Source organism: Edaphobacter acidisoli (assembly GCF_014642855.1).
Taxonomy (GTDB): Bacteria; Acidobacteriota; Terriglobia; order Terriglobales; family Acidobacteriaceae; genus Edaphobacter; species Edaphobacter acidisoli.
The window spans coordinates 1811081-1829799 of the sequence record NZ_BMJB01000001.1; the positions used below are offsets into that span (position 1 = coordinate 1811081).

19 protein-coding genes are annotated in these 18719 nt (G+C 61.3%); 14 read left to right on the forward strand and 5 right to left on the reverse strand.

Annotated elements, in window-relative coordinates:
* The first annotated feature begins 13 nt into the window (after positions 1 to 13).
* The gene (locus tag IEX36_RS07300) at positions 14 to 205 is read left to right on the forward strand and encodes a hypothetical protein (RefSeq protein ID WP_188758592.1); all 192 of its coding nucleotides are present in this window, start codon (positions 14 to 16) and stop codon (positions 203 to 205) included.
* Between the two features lie 10 nt (positions 206 to 215).
* Here the strand turns inward: IEX36_RS07300 and IEX36_RS07305 are convergent, their stop codons facing one another.
* Both IEX36_RS07305 and galE read right to left on the reverse strand, forming a co-directional pair.
* The gene (locus IEX36_RS07305) at positions 216 to 788 is read right to left on the reverse strand and encodes a DUF421 domain-containing protein (RefSeq protein WP_188758593.1); all 573 of its coding nucleotides are present in this window, start codon (positions 786 to 788) and stop codon (positions 216 to 218) included.
* Between the two features lie 147 nt (positions 789 to 935).
* A complete protein-coding gene (galE, locus tag IEX36_RS07310) occupies positions 936 to 1904 on the reverse strand; it encodes a UDP-glucose 4-epimerase GalE (RefSeq protein WP_188758594.1) in 969 nt (322 codons plus the stop codon).
* Between the two features lie 379 nt (positions 1905 to 2283).
* On the opposite strand from galE, the gene IEX36_RS07315 reads away from it, so the two are divergent.
* The 3 genes from IEX36_RS07315 (at position 2284) to IEX36_RS07325 (ending at position 6131) form a co-directional block, all read left to right on the forward strand.
* Positions 2284 to 3375, forward strand: coding sequence for a TonB family protein (locus IEX36_RS07315; RefSeq protein WP_188758595.1), 1092 nt, complete (start codon positions 2284 to 2286; stop codon positions 3373 to 3375).
* An 88-nt stretch (positions 3376 to 3463) separates the two neighbouring features.
* Positions 3464 to 5368 carry a hypothetical protein gene (locus IEX36_RS07320; RefSeq protein WP_188758596.1) on the forward strand — a complete coding sequence of 635 codons (1905 nt, stop codon included), beginning with the start codon at positions 3464 to 3466 and terminating at the stop codon, positions 5366 to 5368.
* A 223-nt stretch (positions 5369 to 5591) separates the two neighbouring features.
* Positions 5592 to 6131: an outer membrane beta-barrel protein gene (locus IEX36_RS07325; protein ID WP_188758597.1), complete on the forward strand. Its 540-nt coding sequence runs from the start codon at positions 5592 to 5594 to the stop codon at positions 6129 to 6131.
* 164 nt (positions 6132 to 6295) lie between these two features.
* Here IEX36_RS07325 and IEX36_RS07330 read toward each other — a convergent pair whose 3' ends face one another.
* The 3 genes from IEX36_RS07330 to IEX36_RS07340 form a co-directional block, all read right to left on the reverse strand.
* Complete coding sequence (locus IEX36_RS07330) at positions 6296 to 6901, reverse strand: outer membrane beta-barrel protein (protein ID WP_188758598.1); 606 nt, start codon at positions 6899 to 6901, stop codon at positions 6296 to 6298.
* A 184-nt stretch (positions 6902 to 7085) separates the two neighbouring features.
* On the reverse strand, positions 7086 to 7562 hold the full coding sequence (locus IEX36_RS07335; RefSeq protein ID WP_188758599.1) for a Spy/CpxP family protein refolding chaperone: 477 nt from the start codon (positions 7560 to 7562) through the stop codon (positions 7086 to 7088).
* Positions 7563 to 7665: 103 nt separating this feature from the next.
* Positions 7666 to 8589, reverse strand: coding sequence for a LysR family transcriptional regulator (locus IEX36_RS07340; RefSeq protein ID WP_188758600.1), 924 nt, complete (start codon positions 8587 to 8589; stop codon positions 7666 to 7668).
* A 127-nt stretch (positions 8590 to 8716) separates the two neighbouring features.
* Here IEX36_RS07340 and IEX36_RS07345 point away from each other — a divergent pair, with 127 nt between their 5' ends.
* The 10 genes from IEX36_RS07345 to IEX36_RS07390 all read left to right on the forward strand — a co-directional run bounded on the left by IEX36_RS07345 (position 8717) and on the right by IEX36_RS07390 (position 18712).
* On the forward strand, positions 8717 to 9889 hold the full coding sequence (locus IEX36_RS07345; RefSeq protein ID WP_188758601.1) for a 2-isopropylmalate synthase: 1173 nt from the start codon (positions 8717 to 8719) through the stop codon (positions 9887 to 9889).
* Between the two features lie 115 nt (positions 9890 to 10004).
* Positions 10005 to 11102 (forward strand): 3-isopropylmalate dehydrogenase, encoded by a 1098-nt coding sequence (leuB, locus tag IEX36_RS07350; protein ID WP_188758602.1) that lies wholly within the window; start codon positions 10005 to 10007, stop codon positions 11100 to 11102.
* Entirely contained in the window at positions 11099 to 11305 is a 207-nt protein-coding gene (locus IEX36_RS07355) for a hypothetical protein (protein ID WP_188758603.1), read from the forward strand. The genes leuB and IEX36_RS07355 overlap by 4 nt, the downstream gene beginning before the upstream one ends.
* Positions 11302 to 12027, forward strand: a complete 726-nt coding sequence (locus IEX36_RS07360) for a hypothetical protein (RefSeq protein ID WP_188758604.1) — start codon at positions 11302 to 11304, stop codon at positions 12025 to 12027. The genes IEX36_RS07355 and IEX36_RS07360 overlap by 4 nt, the downstream gene beginning before the upstream one ends.
* Positions 12024 to 13454 (forward strand): 3-isopropylmalate dehydratase large subunit, encoded by a 1431-nt coding sequence (leuC, locus tag IEX36_RS07365; protein WP_188758605.1) that lies wholly within the window; start codon positions 12024 to 12026, stop codon positions 13452 to 13454. The genes IEX36_RS07360 and leuC overlap by 4 nt, the downstream gene beginning before the upstream one ends.
* Positions 13455 to 13563: 109 nt before the next feature.
* Positions 13564 to 14202: a 3-isopropylmalate dehydratase small subunit gene (gene leuD, locus IEX36_RS07370; protein ID WP_188758606.1), complete on the forward strand. Its 639-nt coding sequence runs from the start codon at positions 13564 to 13566 to the stop codon at positions 14200 to 14202.
* Positions 14203 to 14240: 38 nt separating this feature from the next.
* Complete coding sequence (locus IEX36_RS07375) at positions 14241 to 14687, forward strand: hypothetical protein (protein ID WP_188758607.1); 447 nt, start codon at positions 14241 to 14243, stop codon at positions 14685 to 14687.
* Positions 14688 to 14711: 24 nt separating this feature from the next.
* Positions 14712 to 16433 (forward strand): dihydroxy-acid dehydratase, encoded by a 1722-nt coding sequence (ilvD, locus tag IEX36_RS07380; RefSeq protein WP_188758608.1) that lies wholly within the window; start codon positions 14712 to 14714, stop codon positions 16431 to 16433.
* A gap of 14 nt (positions 16434 to 16447) precedes the next feature.
* On the forward strand, positions 16448 to 16855 hold the full coding sequence (locus IEX36_RS07385; RefSeq protein WP_229668781.1) for a hypothetical protein: 408 nt from the start codon (positions 16448 to 16450) through the stop codon (positions 16853 to 16855).
* A 3-nt stretch (positions 16856 to 16858) separates the two neighbouring features.
* Positions 16859 to 18712 (forward strand): thiamine pyrophosphate-binding protein, encoded by a 1854-nt coding sequence (locus IEX36_RS07390; RefSeq protein ID WP_188758612.1) that lies wholly within the window; start codon positions 16859 to 16861, stop codon positions 18710 to 18712.
* Positions 18713 to 18719: the final 7 nt, after the last annotated feature.

Below are 18719 nucleotides of genomic sequence, written 5' to 3' on the forward strand. Positions count from 1 at the left end.
AAACTCGAAACGTATGAGCGCCTATATCCCCGCCATCTTCGGATTCCTGCTCGGTTTTGGCTTCGGCGTTGGCTGCGCGCTGGCTGTCATGTACTCCATCTACCTCGGCGGCTACCGCGCAGCCATACGCGACTCCCACCTGCCCGCTCCACCGGAACGCTACCGCCGCGCCCTTGAAAAATTTTTAGCAGCATCAAAACGCTGACCCATACATCTCACCGCGACCCAAGTTCAGCCCGCATCTGCCTCACCTCGCCGGTCAACACCTCAATCGCCTTCATCAAAGCAGCCCGCTGCGCATCGTCGCTCATCGACTTGATCCCCTCGGCATAGAAGTTCCCATTCGGCTCCAACACCAGCTTTTCCACCTCATCAAAATTCTGATAACCCTGCCGATGCAGCACGGACCGCAGCTCCATCTCCGTCAACGCCTCCTGCTTCATCGCATCCGCATCCATCACACCATGCTCCACTAGCACCGTCTCATCGCCTTCGAGTGCAGCATTCAATCTCGGCGCCCGGAACAGCACACGGGTCAGCAGCCAGTTGATCACCAGCAGAGAAAACGCTCCGATAATCCCACCCGAAACCGAGTTGTCATCGCCAATCATCGCGTTCTGCACCGTGTTCGAGAGACACAGCAGAACAACCAGGTCGAACGGATTCAACTGCGCCAGCTCCCGCTTGCCGAACATACGCAGAAAAATGATCAGGCACAGGTACACAATCATCGGGCGGATGATCTTCTCAAGCAAAGGCAACTGAAGAAAGAACATACTATGAATCAAAATGGCCTCCTTGCTCACGCAGATTGCACCTACAACCTTAGCGCGTCAACAAAGAGGCCTGATGATTCAACACCTGGGTGCCCCATTCATGCGCAGTCTCATCGCGCATGGGTGGGTTCAATACTCCAGCAGCACGAGGCAGAGCCCCTACGCGTACCGCTTCTGGTGCCACTCCCAGGCGCTTCGGATGATCGTGTCCAGCTCAGCAAACTTCGGCTTCCATCCAAGCTCCGCTTTGATCTTCTCCGAGCTGGCCACCAGCACCGCCGGATCGCCCGGCCTGCGCGGGCACTCTTCCACCGCAATCGGCTTACCCGTCACCCTCTGCACCGAGTCGATCACCTCGCGCACCGTAAAGCCCTGCCCATTGCCGATGTTGTAGATCACGCGGCTCCGCTGCTCCAACGCGTTCAGTGCCAGCAAGTGCGCCTCCGCCAGGTCTTCCACGTGGATATAGTCCCGCACACAAGTCCCATCCGGCGTCGGATAGTCCTGCCCGAATATCTTGATCTTCTCCCGCCGCCCCAGCGCGACATCGAGAATCAGCGGGATCAGATGCGACTCCGGCTCATGCGCCTCGCCATAACCCTCAATCGCCCCCGCCACGTTGAAATACCGCAGGCTCGCATACCGCAGCCCATGGATCGAATTAATCCACCCCAACATTTGCTCCACCAACAGCTTGCTCTCGCCATAGGGATTAGTCGGCTTCAACCGCGCGTCCTCCAGAATCGGCGTGCTCTCCGGCTCGCCATAGCAGGCCGCCGTCGAGCTGAAGACCAGCCGGTCATGCCCGGTCGCCACCATCGCCTCCAGCAGCGACAGCGTCGCCGCCGTATTGTTCCTGAAGTAAAGCTCCGGCCGCTGCATACTTTCGCCCGCCTCAATCAGCGCAGCAAAGTGCATGACCCCATCAAACCGGCTTTCCTTGAGAGTTTTTTCCAAAAGCGCGCGATCGGCTACGTCACCTTCTACCAATCGGGCATTCTTGGCAACCGCTATTTTTTTACTATGGCAAAAGTTATCGTAGACGGTCACTTCGTGGCCTCGCGCCAGCAAAATCCGCGTCACCGTGCCGCCAATATAACCCGCTCCACCCGTCACTAAAACCCGCATAAAATCACTCCTTTACGTACTCTTCTTGGATACCACAAAAGTACTAGTGTCAAGCACATACGCATACGGCAATATACTTGCAGTACGTGACTGGCTGAGCCCCGGCATATGAACCTCGGCACTGCAGTTTCGATGCACGGCGCCAGCTACAACCTTTTTCATGGTTCCAAACGTCTCTTTAGAGAAGCTCAAACGATGACCAGGACTTCGAATCTCATCGTGGATAGTTTCATCAAGGAACCCAGCCTTAGGTCCTGCCTTCCGACGGCACTCCGGAAAGTTTATCGGAGTCTAACCTCCCCTCACACCGGCTCCGCACAACGGCGGCCCCGGTTGCACGATTTCGCCTCGCCTTTGCGAGACGCTCTAAGGATGTTCCATGGCTAAGCCGCTGCGTTCCGACACCCCCAATCCACCGAGCATTCAGTTCTCGCACTTCGGCGTCCTTAACGACGGCAGCCAGAGCAAGTCTTCGCTCTTCACCTCAGTTACCCTCAACATCACAATCGCCATCGTCGTCACGCTGCTGAGCGCCGCTGCCAAGAAGAAGATGGACAACATGCGGTTGACGCACCTCGATGAGCCAATTCCCATCAAGAAGGTCGAGCCCGAGAAGCCCCAGCCCAAGATCGAACCCAAGCCGCTCCCCAAGCCTCCAGTCATCAAGGTCGAGGCTCCCAAGATCAAGATGCCCGACACCAAGCTGCCCGACATTCCAAAGCCTATCCAGGTCAAGATGACTCAGCCGGTGCCCGTCGTCATGCCTGCGCCGCCCAAGCTGGTGCAGCCGCCTCCGGCGCCCCGCGTCGTCAATCTCGCCCAGGCACAAGCCGCTTCGGTACCCAATAATTCTCCGCATCCCTCGGCCGTCTCGCTCGGCCAGGCCAATAATCCGATTGCTCCCTCCAGCCGCACCACCACTGCCATCAACCTCGGCAACCGCGGTCTGGCAGGAATGCCCGGTTCGAATAACGGCATGGGACCACGCTCCGTTGCTGTCAATCTTGGTTCCGGCTCACCCGGCAGTCAGAACATGAACGGACGCGATAATGCCCGCGCCGAAGTTCGCGGCGTCAAGCTCGGCGTCGCCGGCGGAACAGGTCCGTTGAACTCACGCGGCCGCGTCGCCGGCCCGGTAAACCTCGGTCAGGTCGCAAGGCCCGAAATGCCTCGTCCAGCCGCAGCCATGGCCACCGCCAGCCATCCGCCCCGCGTGCTCTATAAGCCCAAGCCTGAGTACACCGCAGAAGCCACCAAGCTGCATGTCGAAGGCGTCGTCTCCGTACGGATTCGCGTCTCCTCTGCCGGTGGTGTTCAGGTGCTCGGCGTTACCAGCGACCTCGGCTACGGACTCGGCGCATCTGCCGTCCGCGCTGTTGAAGGTACTCGTTTCTCACCAGCTACCGATGCTGAAGGCAGACCGGTCGACTGGGAAGGTGTTGTCAATGTTGCATTCCAGCTAGCCGGGTAGAGAAACTTCCCTCGCTGGAAATGGTTTTATGAAATAGCATCAAGTCCATTATCAAAAGGCAGACCAGAAGGTCGCCGCAGGAGTAGGAATGAAGACTTTTGGGAAACAAACCGCAGCCGGTACGCTTCTGGCGCTCTTCGTCGCAGCCTCGATTCCCGCTCTGGGGCTCGGGTTGCCGCACGTTGGCAAAAAGAAGCACCAGCAGGATGACATTCTGCCGCAGCGCAAACTGACTCCTGCGCAGAACGCTCTGATCGACAAGGCAGTCGCCCGCGAAAAGGTCGTCATCGCCACCGTCAAACAGCGCGCTCCGCTCGTCGAGACCTATATCCAGAACATGAAGCCCGATCAGGTCCTCGGCCAGGTACCCTACTCCGACGAGCACTTCCTCGGCCGCGTCGATTTCAGCAAGGTCATCGATGACCAGAACTACTCGCCGAACACGCGCAACGCCGAGGGCAAGAGCAAGGTCGGCTTCTTCAAGCAGTCCACCTCCTTCATCACCAGCCTCGGCAGCAGCCTGCATCTGAACTTCAATCAGGCCGGCTTCGTCCAGATGCTCCTGATGGACTCCAACAACTTTGACCGCCAGCACTACCAGTTCAGCTACGTCCGCAACGACTTCCTCGGCAACACCCCCACTGCCGTCTTCGACGTAACCCCGATTGAAGGCAAAACGACTCGCGGACGCTTTTACGGACGCATCTGGGTCGAGACCCGTAACGGCAATGTCGTCCGCTTCAACGGCGACTTCTCCGGCTCCGAGAAAGAGTACAGCGAGTACTACCACTTCGATAGCTGGCGCACCAACGTCCAGCCCGACCTCTGGCTGCCGACCTCCTTCTACGTGGAAGAGAGCGACCCCAAGAGCCCGACCCGCACCCTTCGCTTCAAGGCCATCAACCACGTCTGGGGCTATGTGCTGAAGGTTCCGCCCGCCGAATCTGAAAACACATCGCTCGATGTCGTCGGCGCAACCGACGTCAGCAACGACGCCCAGGATGTCAGCCCGCTCGGCGCACAACGCGCCTGGGTCGAGCAGGCCGAGGACAACGTCATCACCCGCCTCTTCCAGGCCGGTCTGCTTGACGCTCCCAGCGACTTCGACAACACGCTCGCCGCGCTGGCCAACAACATCCTCGCCTATAACAACATCACGCTCTCACGGCCCATCCGCGTGCGCACCCTGCTCACCGAGCCGCTTGAGTCGCTCGCCGTTGGCAACACCATCATCCTCTCCAAGGGTCTGCTCGACACCACCGGCGTTATTAGCGCCGACGGTTCCCAGCAGATGGGCAACCTGAACGCGATCCTCGCCTTCCAGCTCGCCCACATCGTCCTCGGGCACCGTCTTGACACCCGGTACGCCTTCAACGACCGCCTGCTCTTCCCCAGCACCTCGGTCTTCGAGCGTATCCCCATGCACCACACCGATGCCGATAACGAAGCCGCAGCCAAGGAAGCCATGAAGCTGCTCGATGCCAAGGAGCTCCAGGGCGGCGAGAAGTTCTTCGGCCTCTACCTCCAGCAGCTCCAGCAGCGCGTCGGCGCCCTCAAGTCCCTCAACGAGCCCATGATCGGCGACGGACTCACCCGCAGCGATACAGACCAGACCTTCTGGATGCAGGCCATGGTCGCCAAGGGCGAGAAGCTCGACATGAAGGACCTCAAACAGCAGGCTGCCATGCCTCTGTCCAGCTTCATGCGCACAGACCCCTGGACCGATCAGGTTGACGTTCTGCACTCGGCCTACGAGCCGCTGCTTACCCCGGGCGACAAGATGCCCTTCGAAGTGGCGCCCGTCTACCTCAAGCTGAGCTATTACAAGGCTCCTGAACCCCCGGCAGCGCCAGCAGCAGCCCCTGCAGCATCAGCACCCGCCGACCAGGGCGCTGCCCAGCAACCCGCTGCGACGGCTCCTGCGGCTGACCAGGGCGCAGCACAACAGCCAGCCAACGCTGCTACCGCACCAGCAGCTCAACCGCAAAACTAACTCTGCAACTGCACGGGACTGGCCTCCAGAGCCAGTCCCGTGTTCTATTTATCCGGGCCTTTCCTCCACAGAAGCGCACTCGACAGCTAAAGTTAATGATTGGGAGCTATCGTTCACGACCAAGCTCCCACGCGGCCCAAGTTTCTTTACCATGTTCCATGCGTCTTGATGAAACCAGACCTGCCGCCGATAATCTCATCTGGCCGCATTTAGGGAGTTGTAAGTGCTGAAGAACCTCTTTCTCGTCGTGTGTTTGCTGGCTGGCGCGTCCACGCTTTATGCGCAGGCAACCGCAACCGCGTCACGAACCGCCGACCTCAAAGTCGGCGGCGGTTTCACGTATGCCAATGCTGACTACGATGGCCACTACAAAGGCGAGATGGCCTTCTTCACCTACGACTTCACCAGTCACTTCGGCATCGAAGGCAACTTCCACTTCGTCAAAGGCGGAGGCAACCTGGACCTTTACGAAAAGACCTACGAGATCGGCGGCCGTTACTTCCGCAACTACCGCGACGATAAGCTCTCGCCTTATGTGAAACTCCTGTACGGCCGCGGCGTCTTCAACTTTCCCGCCTATATCCCCTCAGGACCGCATCCAAATCTTGCATACAACATGGGCGTCGTCGGCGCCGGGCTCGATTACAAATTCTCGCGACACCTTTACTTCCGCGGCGACTTCGAGTACCAGGAGTGGTTCCACTTCCCGCCCAACGGCCTCACGCCCACGCTCTTCACCGTCGGCGCCGCTTACCACTTCTAAGACGCCCCGATTTTCCGCTTCCAGCGATCCCGCCGTTCATTTCGGCATAAATGTGACGGCCTGTTTTCTCCTCGACTCCGCAACCCCGGAACTAACTCCAGAAAACACCTGCAGCAAAACAAAGGCGCGGCCCACAGGCCGCGCCTTTTGCAAAACACGAACATTTAGAAGTGATATGCGATACCAATCGAAGGCGAAGAGATAACCTCGTACCGGTTGGTCTTGAACACATCGCCAGGCAGCCCAAAATCCGGCGTCTTCACCAGAAACGCACGATACTCCGCACGAATATCGAAGCTCGGGCTGATCTCATAGGCCACACCCCCGCCGAACAGCGCACCGATGTTCGTATTCGCCTTCGCGTCCAGCTGGAAGGTTCCCGCGTCCAGCAGCGGGTGGAAGATCATCGCGCCCACACCGGCCTCAACAAACGGGTTGAAGTTCCCATAGTTGCGGCTGTAGACATACGCGCCGCTGATCTCGTGCTGCAGCGTGTGGATTCCACCCTGGTTCACGCCAAAGACCTCGTAATACTGCCGGTTCTGCGCGTATCCGTAGTTCAGCTCCAGCGCACTGCGCGGGGTCAGCATGTAGCGATAGCTGGCCACAAAACCGAGCGTCATGCTCGTGTTCTTCTGAACGGCGTTGCCGTTAACCTGGGGCGCAAAGTTGGCGCTGCCGCTGATGCTTACATCCTGCCGGCTCTCCTGCGCATATCCGGCCACGGCTGTCAGCGCCAGCGCACACAACAACACAATCGTCTTCTTCATTCTTGGCTCAAATCCCTTCGAGTTCGTCCGCAACATGCCTGCGAGGCCCCTAAGCCAGCGCATTCAAGAAGGATAACGGAAGTCCGTATCAACTGTCCCTTCATTGTAACCGTTCCGGGCGTCCGCAAACGCACGAAGGCCGGAGAGCTCCCCTGCCCTCCAGCCTTCGTTACCCAACCCGCAACTATTGCGGAGGAGGAGGTGGCGGCGGAGGAGGCGGCGCCTCACCATTGCCATCCCGCCGATGCCCACGCCTGTCCGCCAGCATCGCATCGTACTTCGTCTTCTGGTCATCGTTCAGCACTCCGCGGATCTTGTCCTGGGAAGCCTTGCGAATATCCATCATCTTGCTGCGCCGGTCGTCCTGCGACAGCGACGAGTCGTCGCGCAGTGCCATCATCTGCTTCCGGCTGTCCTCGTTGAACGCCTTAATCTGCGACACCTGATCGGAGCTCAGGTTCAACTCCTTGGTCATGCGCTTCAGATCGCGCTCACCGCCGCCCCTGCGTCCCTGCGGCGGAGGTCCGGCGTTGTCTTGCGCAGCAGGAGGCGGTGGCGCGCTGTTGTCCTGCGCAACCAGCGGCATCGAACACAACAATGCGGTCGAAAGCGCCAGCGTGGCCGCTCCCATCATCTGTTTGCGAAACTTGAATGGATTCATCGAAACCTCGCTCATTGCAGACCATTCGCTGGTCCGCTCTGCAACCTACAGACGAGCAATTCTCCCGAAGGTTCCACCCGGAAAAGAAAATCGTGTCAAAAAATTAAGCGCCGCGCTCCGCCTGAAAACAATAAGGATCGCCATGCGCCGCGGCGTAATCCTCCACCACCTTCAGAAACGCCAGCGCCGCATGAGACAGATTCGCCTGCCGCCGGTGCACCAGCCGCAACTTCCGCTCAATCTGCAACTCCGCCACCTCCACCCGCACCAGAGCGCCGCTCTCCAGCTCCGGCCGCACCGTCAGCCCCGGCACCAGCGCCACCCCGTTGCCCATCTGGACAAACCGCTTAATAGCCTCCAGCGAAGGCAGTTCCACCCCCATATTCAGCGGAGTCTTATGCCGCTTGAACGTCTGAATCACCTTCTGCCGCTGCGGTGAAGGAACATTATGCGCAATAAAGTTCTGCGCCCCTAGTTGCCGTATCGACACCTTCCCGACCCCCGCCAGCGGATGCCGCGGATTCACCACAAACGCCAGCTCATCCCGATAAACCACCGTCGACTTGATCTGCGTATCATCCGGCCGAAACGACAGCACACCCAGCTCAACCGAGTGCATCAGCACCTCATCCGAGATCCTGCTCGCCAAGGTCCGCTGCACCGCCAGCTTGATCCGAGGGTTCTGCCGCCGGAACTCATCCAGTAAAGGCAGCAAATATAAACAGGTGTACTCATTCGCCGCCAGATTCAATCGTCCCCGGTGCAGCGACCGCAGCTCACTCAGCGCCCCCTCCGCATCGCTCCGCAGGTTCAGCAACTTAGCCGCATACTCCCGCAGCACCTCGCCCGCGTCAGTCAGCGTCCCATCCCGCGAAGACCGCTCAAACAGCACCTCGCCCAGCTCGCCCTCCAGCTTTGCGATTGCCTGGCTCACCGCCGGCTGGGTACGATGGAGCCTCGCCGCTGCGCGCGAAAAGCTACGCTCCTCCGCCACGGCCAGAAATGTCTCCATTTGCACCAAATCCAAGCGTCACCTCACCCGCTCATTCGGAAAATCAACCATTCTATATAGAACGATTAGAATTACTGATATCCGTGGAAGCCATCATAAGCCTGCATTATGATAGTGTCCAGATCGAGAGTCCCATAACCATATGCCCGCTCCCAATCAGATCCTCTTCTTCGACACCACCCTCCGCGACGGCGAACAGTCACCCGGCTGTACCATGCACCACGACGAAAAACTCCGCATGGCCCACCAGCTCCGCGACCTGGGCATGGACATCATCGAGGCCGGTTTCGCCATCGCCTCCGAAGGCGACTTCGCATCCGTCCAGACGATCGCCCGCGAGGTCAAAGGCCCCACCATCGCCTCTCTCTCCCGCGCCAAACGCGAAGACATCGAAGCCGCAGGCAACGCGCTCGCTCCCGCCGAAAAGCGCCGCATCCACCTCTTCCTCGCCACCTCCGATCTGCACCTCGAATACAAGCTCCGCATCAGCCGCGAAGAGGCCATCGACCAGGCCATCGAGGCCATCCAGCTCGCCCGCACCTTCACCGACGACGTCGAGTTCTCCACCGAAGACGGCACCCGCACCGACCCCGAGTTCCTCATCAAAATCATCACCGTCGCCGTGCAGGCCGGAGCCACCACCATCAACATCCCCGACACCGTCGGCTACACCACGCCGCCCGAGTACGAAGCCATCTTCCGCAGCGTCCGCGCCCGCGTCCCGGGCATCGAAAACGTCGTCCTCTCCGCGCACTGCCACGACGACCTCGGCATGGCAACAGCCAACTCGCTCGCCGGCATCCGTGGCGGCGCACGCCAGGTCGAAGGAGCCATCAACGGCATCGGCGAGCGGGCCGGCAACGCCGCACTCGAAGAAGTCGCCGCCGCCATCATGGTCCGGCAAGACCAGTTCCCCTTCACCAACAACCTCAAGATGGAGCTGCTCTACCCCACCAGCCAGTTGCTCTCCGAGTTCATCAGCTTCGGCCCCGCGCCAAACAAAGCCATCGTCGGAGCCAACGCCTTCGCGCACGAAGCGGGCATCCACCAGCACGGCGTTCTCTCGAACCCGCTGACCTACGAGATCATGACGCCCAAATCCGTCGGCGTGGACCACACCAACCTCGTGCTGGGCAAACACTCCGGCCGCCGCGCCCTCGACGACCGCTTCAAAAAGCTCGGCCACCCGCTCACACACGAACAGCTCGACGAGGTATACCACCGCTTCACCGAACTCGCCGACCACAAAAAGAAGATCTACGACCAGGACCTGCTCGGCCTGATCGCACACGAGAAACACACGGTCACGCAATAATCCGTGACCTGCCATTTCTTTCAACAACACGATTTCCATAGTTGCTTTTGTCTGTTTTTGATCCGTTCAATCGGTGGTAATCGGTGTTAAGCAGTTTCATTTATTGAGGTATCAAATGCGCTTGAAGATCGCAGTTCTCGCCGGCGACGGCATCGGCCCTGAAGTCACGCGTGAAGCCACCAACATCCTGCGCGCGGTCGCAGAGCTTGGCGGCCACGACTTCATCTTCACCGAAGGCCTCATCGGCGGCATCGCCATCACCGAGACCGGCTCGCCCCTCCCCACCGCGACGCTCGACACCGCTCTCGACTCCGACGCAGTCCTGATGGGCGCGGTCGGCGACAACAAGTTCAACGCCCTCACGCCCGACAAGCGCCCCGAAGCCGGCCTGCTCCAAATCCGCCAGGCCCTCGGAGGCTTCGCCAACCTGCGCCCCTCCGTCGCCTACGCCGCGCTCAGCGAAAGCTCGCCACTCCGCCCCGAAGTCACCAAAGACGTAGACATCCTCTTCGTCCGCGAACTCCTCGGCGGCCTCTACTTCGGCGCACCGCGCTGGTGGAACCGCGAGACCGGCGAATCGATCAACACCATGCGCTACACCAAGTCCGAAGTCACGCGCGTAGCCCGCATCGCCTTCGACCTTGCCTCGAAGCGCCGCAGGAAAGTCACCTCGGTCGATAAGGCCAACGTCCTCGAAGTCTCGCAGCTCTGGCGCGCCACCGTCACCGAAGTCGCCAAAGACTACCCAGATGTCACCCTCGAACACCAGCTCGTCGATTCGATGGCGATGCACATCATGAACACGCCGCGCAACTTCGACGTCGTGCTCACCGAAAACCTCTTCGGCGACATCCTCTCCGACGAAGCCGGAGTCATCACCGGCTCGCTCGGCATGTTGCCCTCGGCCACCATCGGCGGTGCCGTCAATCTCTATGAGCCCGTCCACGGCAGCGCTCCCGACATCGCCGGAACCGGCAAGGCCAACCCACTCGGCGCAATCCTGACAGCCGCGATGATCCTGCGCCACTCCGCCAACCTCGAAACCGACGCCAAAGCTGTAGAAGAGGCCGTCCACAAAGTCTTGAACGAGGGCTACCGCACCGCCGACATCGCCCGCGGCGGCCCATCGATTACGACACAGGAGATGGGCAAGCTGGTCCACCAGGCACTCGCCGAATCCATCGACCAGCGCCAGGCCCTGCACGCCGTATGATCTGGTTCCGCATCAAAGTTGCGATCATCAACATCGGCATCGCCGCCGCGCTCGTCTACCGTTATTGGACCGGAACGCCGCTCCGCACCATCTTAATCATCGGAGCACTCGCCTTCGTCTTCGCCAACGTGCTCATGGTCATCTCCCAGGAGCAGCAAGCCAAAGCAAGAAACGCAGGCAGAACGCCCAGCAATAAATCATGACAAAGAAGCTCCAACTCGCCGCCATCGCTCTCCTCCTCACCGGAGCAACGCTGGCCGCGCGCGCCGAGCTCTTCCACCACAAAGACAAGCCGCCCAAAAGCAACGTCCAGTGGATGTGGCAGTACGGCCCGCCGCCCACCGGTGGCCGCGAGAACGCGCTCGTGCTCGATCCACGTTTCCGCCCCTTCCTCGCCGAAACATTCAAAGCGCCGCAAACCTTCTGGGGCAACGCGAAGACCGGCTACAAGCCACTCGCCGAAACCGCGCTCGACTTCGTCTCCATCCCCGACAAAGTCGTCACCGACGGCAACCGCTACCTCACCATCACCGGCTGCGTCTTCCGCTTCTGCCCCGACCGCGGCATGATCTGGCTCGACCTCGGCCAGCCGCAACCGCTCGCCGTCTTCGCCGCCATCAACTGGATCCAGCAGAACAAGACCCCCGACGAGCCCGACGCCGAGTACACCCTCTGGGTCTTCCCCAACCAGCCGCTCGACGCCGAACACATCCCGCCCGCGCTGGCCAACAGCATCGCGCACTGGACAGCCGAGCCGCCCTCCGGCAGCACCGTCATCCAGAAGATCCGCAACGCGATCCTCGTCGCGCCCGACGGCACGCCGCACCCCATCGCACCGGCAACGCTCGGCGCCAACACGATCACGCTGCCCGACACGCAGCTACACCCCGACACCCATTCCCTGACGGAGCAACAAAACCCATGAGCACCGCACCCAAAACACTCTTCGAAAAAGTCTGGCAGCAGCACGTCGTAGCCGAGCCCGTATCCAATGGTGTAGCCGAGCCGACCATCCTCTACATCGACCTCCACCTGGTCCACGAAGTCACCAGCCCGCAGGCATTCGACGGCCTCCGCATGGCTGGCCGCAAGCTGCGCCGCCCCGACCGCACCCTCGCCACGGTGGACCACAACGTCCCCACGACGAGCGCGCAGGACCGCCTCGTCATCGCCGACCAGACCTCTGCCGCGCAGGTCAACGCGCTCCGCAAAAACTGCGCCGAGTTCGGCGTCGAGTTCTTCGACGTGCAGGACCGCGACCAGGGCATCGTCCACATGATCGGCCCCGAGCTGGGCGCAACCAAGCCCGGCATGACCATCGTCTGCGGCGACTCGCACACCTCCACGCATGGCGCATTCGGCGCGCTCGCGTTCGGCATCGGCACCAGCGAAGTCGAGCACGTCATGGCCACGCAGACGCTGCCGCAGTCGAAGCCCAAAACCTTCCGCATCACCGTCGACGGCGCGCTCCCCTTCGGTGTCACCGCCAAGGACATCATCCTCGACATCATCGGCAAGATTGGCACCGACGGAGCCACCGGCTACGTCGTCGAGTACGCCGGCTCCGCCATCCGCGCGCTCTCGATGGAAGGCCGCATGACCATCTGCAACATGTCGATCGAGGCAGGCGCACGCGCAGGCATGATCGCCCCCGACGAGACCACCTTCGCCTATCTCAAAGGCCGCCGCTTCGTGCCGCAAGGCGCAGCTTGGGACGAGGCAGTCGCCCACTGGCGCACCCTCCCCACCGAAGAAGGCGCAACGTTCGACCGCGAGCTGCACATCGATGCCGCCACGCTCGCGCCCGCCGTCACCTGGGGCACATCGCCCGGCATGACCACGACCATCGCCAGCAAGGTCCCCGCGCTCGCCGACGCCAAGACCGAAGCAGACCGCAAGAGCTTCGAGCGCGCCTACGAGTACATGGGCCTCACCCCCGGCACGCCGATCGAAGAGATCAAGATCGACACCGTATTCCTCGGCTCCTGCACCAACGGCCGCATCGAAGACCTCCGCGCCGCCGCCGCCGTCGTCAAAGGCCACCACGTCGCAGCAAAAATCCGCGCGCTCGTCGTCCCCGGCTCGCAGGCCGTCAAGCACCAGGCCGAATCCGAAGGCCTCGACGTCATCTTCAAAACCGCAGGCTTCGAGTGGCGCGAGCCCGGCTGCTCGATGTGCCTCGGCATGAACCCGGACATCCTGCAACCCGGCGAACGCTGCGCCTCGACCAGCAACCGCAACTTCGAAGGCCGCCAGGGCCGCGGAGGCCGCACCCACCTCGTCAGCCCCGAGATGGCCGCCGCCGCCGCCATCACCGGCCACTTCACCGACATCCGCAAATGGAAGAAATAGCGCCAAAGGCGCGTCTTATACCAGCCTGGGGCGAAGCCCCAGGTTAGGAACTAACAGAAGATCCAAGGGCTGAAAGCCCGCTTCATAATTCGCCGGAGGAATCCCGAACATGGAACCCATCAACATCCTCACCTCAAAAGCCGTCCCGCTGCCGCTGCCCAACATCGACACGGACCAGATCATCCCCAAGCAGTTCCTCAAGCGCATCGAGCGCACCGGCTACGGCGAGTTCCTCTTCTTCGACTGGCGCTACGACCTCGACACGCCCGACCACGTCGAGGAGCGCAAGGACTTCGTCCTCAACAAGCCCGAGTACAAGGGCGCGCAGATCCTCATCGCCGAGCGCAACTTCGGCTGCGGCAGCTCGCGCGAACACGCCGCCTGGGCCATCCAGCAGTACGGCTTCCGCGCCGTCATCGCCCCCACCTTCGCCGACATCTTCTTCTCGAACGCAGGCAAGAACGGCATCATCCTCTGCCGCCTCACCGAAGAAGAAGTGCAGGAGCTTCTCGCCCGCTGCACCAAAAATCCAGACCACAAGCTCACCATCTCGCTCGTTGACCAGACCGTCACCGACGCCGAAGGCTTCCACGCAAAATTCGACATCGACCCATTCCGCAAATACTGCCTGCTGAACGGCCTCGACGACATCGGCCTGACCCTGCGCCACAAAGAATCTCTCGACAAGTTCGAGAAGCAACACGACAAAGACTTCTGGTCTACACCCAAAGCCGGGACCGCCGCATGAAACGATATGCGCTAACTGCCGTTCTCATTTCCTGTGTCATGCCAATTGCGGCTATGTCGCAGAGCGCCGGACAGGTTCCTGTGCCGTCGCAATTCGCAACTGCGCACAACATATTCCTCGCGGCAGGCGGGGCTCCTGCACTCGGCAACAGGGCAAAGCTCGCCACAAACATGTCCTACGACAGCATGTACCACGCGCTTGAAACGCTAACGCAATACCATCTCGTCGCAAACCCAGCCAGTTCCGATTTGGCGATGGAAACCTCAATCCATGTAGCTGTTGGGAACGCGGGCAACCAGTTCAACAGTGTTTCACTTCGACTCGTCGTCCGCGACACAAAAACCCAGACATTGCTTTGGATATTAGATGAGCCCCTTGATGGTGCATTCCGCGAGAAGACTTTTCAGAAGAACCTCGACGATGCAGCTTCGCATCTTGCTCAGGATTTGAAGGTCCTGAGCGAAGGCAGAGAACCCCAGGTCTGAACTTGCAATCGATAAAGGAAGAGAATGAGCAACGTTGATCCCAAACAGCACTCCCGAGTCCTCACCGAAGGCCCCAACCGCGCCGCGGCCCGCGCCATGCTGCGCGGCGTAGGCTTCAGCAAAGAAGATCTGCACAAGCCCATCATCGGCATCGCCAACACCTGGACTGAGATCGGCCCCTGCAACTTCCACCTCCGCGACATCGCCGAGGCCGTCAAAGAAGGCATCCGCGAGGCAGGCGGCACGCCGATGGAGTTCAACACCGTCACCATCTCCGACGGCATCACCATGGGCACCGAAGGCATGAAAGCCTCGCTCATCTCGCGCGAGGTCATCGCCGACAGCATCGAACTCGTCACGCGTGGCAACTCCTTCGACGGCCTCGTCTGCATCGCCGGCTGCGACAAAAACATGCCCGGAGCCATCATGGCGCTCGCCCGCCTCGACATCCCCGGCATGATGCTCTACGGCGGCTCCATCGCGCCCGGCCACATGCACGTCGCCGCGGACGGCAAGACACCCGAGCCCGGCTCCTCCAAGGAAATCGACATCACCATCCAGCAGGTCTTCGAAGCCATCGGCGCGCACGCCGCCGGCAAAATCTCCGACGCGCAGCTCGAAGAGGTCGAAGCCACCGCGTGTCCCGGCCCCGGAGCCTGCGGCGGGCAGTTCACCGCCAACACCATGGCGATGTCCGGCGAGTTCCTCGGCATCTCGCCCATCCAGCTCACCGGCGTCCCCGCCATGTCCGCGGACAAGCACGCAGCCTCACGCGAAGCCGGCAAGCTCGTCATGGACCTCGTCCGCAGCGGCCTCAAGCCATCCCAGATCATCACGCAGCAGTCGCTCGAAGACGCCATCGCCGCAGTCTGCGCCTCGGGCGGTTCGACCAACGCCGTGCTGCACCTCATCGCCATCGCGCACGAACTCCAAATCCCCATCACCATGGACGACTTCGACCGCATCAGCGAGAAGACGCCCTTCATCTGCGACCTCCAGCCCGGCGGCAAGTACGTCGCCAAGGACTACCAGGACGCAGGTGGCTCGCGCCTCCTCGCCAAACGCCTCCTCGACAAGGGCCTGCTCCACGGCAAAACCCCGACCGTCACCGGCAAAACAATCCGCGAAGAAGCAGCCACAGCGCACGAGACACCCGGCCAGGTCATCATCCGCGAGTGGTCGTCGCCGCTCAAGCCCACCGGCGGCCTCGTCATCCTCAAGGGCAACCTCGCGCCCGACGGCTGCGTCATCAAAGTCGCCGGCCACGAGCGCCTCTTCCACCAGGGCCCTGCGCGCGTCTTCAACTCAGAAGACGCCTGCTTCGAGGCCGTCGAGCACGGCAAGATCAACCCCTCCGACGTCCTCGTCATCCGCTACGAAGGCCCGCGCGGAGGCCCAGGCATGCGCGAGATGCTCGCCGTCACCGCAGCCATCAAGGGCATTCCCGAGCTCTCGGAAACAGTCGCTCTCTTAACAGACGGCCGCTTCAGCGGAGCCACGCGCGGCCTCATGGCCGGCCACGTCGCCCCCGAAGCCCAGCTCGGAGGCCCCATCGCCGCCGTCCGCGAAGGCGACACCATCACCTTCGACATCCCGAACCGCGAGCTTCGCCTCGAAGTCCCAGCCGAAGAGATCGCCAAGCGCCTCAAAGAAGTCAAGCAACCCGAACCCCGCTTCAAGCGCGGAGTCTTCGCCAAGTACACCAACACTGTCAGCAGCGCATCACAAGGAGCCGTCACTACGTAGTCGCATTTTTGCATTTGCATTTCGCATTGCTTAAGGGCACGGCTTCAGCCGTGCCGCAACATCAACCGAAGATAAAGAGGGTTTTAGCCCCTGAGGTACGCCGCTTGCCGACGCCGATGAACTCGAACGAAACGGCTCAAACAAAGAAGCCGCTTTCGAAGACTGCCAAGATCATCATCATGGAGATTGCGATGGTGCTCGGTTGTTTCGTAGCGATGTTCACTGTCTCTCCCGCAACTCCACTTCGAACATTCCTGATCATCTGCGTAGCAGTATTCATCGCCTTTAACCTTTTCCTTTTTATCCAGCTTCGCAAACCTGCAAATCCGGCACGCAAGATCAACACGAAGAAAATTTATATCCTAACGGGTCTCTCTTTTCTGATTCTCGCCTGGGAGATTTACCGAAATTACGGGAGGTAGTATATGGCCGACACCAAAAATCAACACCCCACCCTCACCGGTTCCGAGATCATCTGGGCCACGCTCGTAGGCGAAGGCGTCGACAAGGTCTTCGGCTATCCCGGCGGAGCCATCCTGCCCGCCTACGACGCGCTGCGCAAGTTCCCCATCCACCACATCCTCACGCGCCACGAGCAGGGCGCCGCGCACATGGCCGACGGCTACGCCCGCGCCTCCGGCAAGGTCGGCGTCTGCATCGCCACCAGCGGCCCGGGCGCAACCAACCTCGTCACCGGCATCGCCACCGCCATGCTCGACTCGATACCCATCGTCGCCATCACCGGACAGGTCTCCTCAAAAGTCCTCGGCTCCGACGCCTTCCAGGAAGTCGACATCACCGGCATCACCCTGCCCATCACCAAGCACAACTTCCTCGTCACGCGCGCCGAAGACATCGCGCCCACGCTCCGCGCCGCCTTCCAGATAGCCAAATCCGGACGCCCCGGCCCCGTGCTCGTCGACATCACCAAAGACGCGCAGCAGAACTCCGCCATCTACGACTTCGCCGCCGCCGCGCCCGCGCCCTACCGCCCGCACCCCATGCTGCGCGCCGAGTCCGCCTCCATCGTCCAGGCCATCGAGCTCATCAAAGCTGCAAAGAAGCCCGTCATCCTCGCCGGCCACGGCATCACGCTCTCCGGCGCCGAGCGCGAAGTCATCCGCTTCGCCGAGCAGCTCCACATCCCCGTCGCCGGCACGCTGCTTGGCCTCGGCAGCTTCCCTGCCGCGCACCCGCTCTCGCTCGGCATGATGGGCATGCACGGCGAATCCTGGGTCAACAACGCCATCCAGCAGTCCGACCTGCTCCTCGCCTTCGGCATGCGCTTCGACGACCGCGTCACCGGCACGCTCAGCACCTACGCGCCCAACGCCAAGAAGATCCACATCGAAATCGACCCCTCCGAGATCAACAAAAACGTTCGCGCCGACGTGGCCCTCATCGGCGACCTCAAAGAAGTCCTCACCACTCTACTCTCCCTCATCCCGCAGCCCTCCTCAGAGTTGTCATCCTTCCGCGAAGCGGGAGGACCTGCTGTTAATGCTGCTAAGCCGGGTGCCCCAGGTCCCGACTCTGGGTCCTGGGACCGCACCGCCGTAGACGCCTGGCTCAAGCAGATCAACACCAGCAAAGGCGACGCCGCCGTCCGCGACATCATCAACCTGCCCGACAACGGCCATCTCTACGCGGCGCACGTCATCAACGACATCTGGCGCGAAGCCCACGCCGCCGGCCGCGCCGACCAGACCATCATCGTCACCGACGTAGGCCAGCACCAGATGTGGGAGGCCCAGTACTACAAGCACGACTCGCCGCGCACGCTCATCACCTCCGGCGGCCTCGGCACGATGGGCTTCGCCCTACCCGCAGCCATCGGCGCAAAGGTCGCGTGCCCGGAAAAAGACGTCTGGGTCATCGCCGGCGACGGCGGCTTCCAGATGACCGCCGCCGAGCTTTCGACCATCGTGCAGGAGAAGCTCGCCATCAACATCGCCGTCATCAACAACGGCTTCCTCGGCATGGTGCGCCAGTGGCAGGAGGCCTTCTACGACAAGAACTACGCCGCCAGCCCCATCCTCTCGCCCGACTTCGTAGCCCTCGCCGGAGCGCACGGCATCGACGGCGCAACCGTAAAGAAGCGCAAGGATGTAACTTCGACAGTTACAAAATCCCGCACCAGCGGCAAACCATTCCTCATCAACTTCCAGGTAGAAAAAGAAGACGGCGTCTACCCAATGATCGCCCCCGGCAGCGCCCTCCACGAGATGGTCCGCCGCCCGCAAAAAGACCCCCTCCTCGAAACCGCGGAGGATGAATAGCGTCACG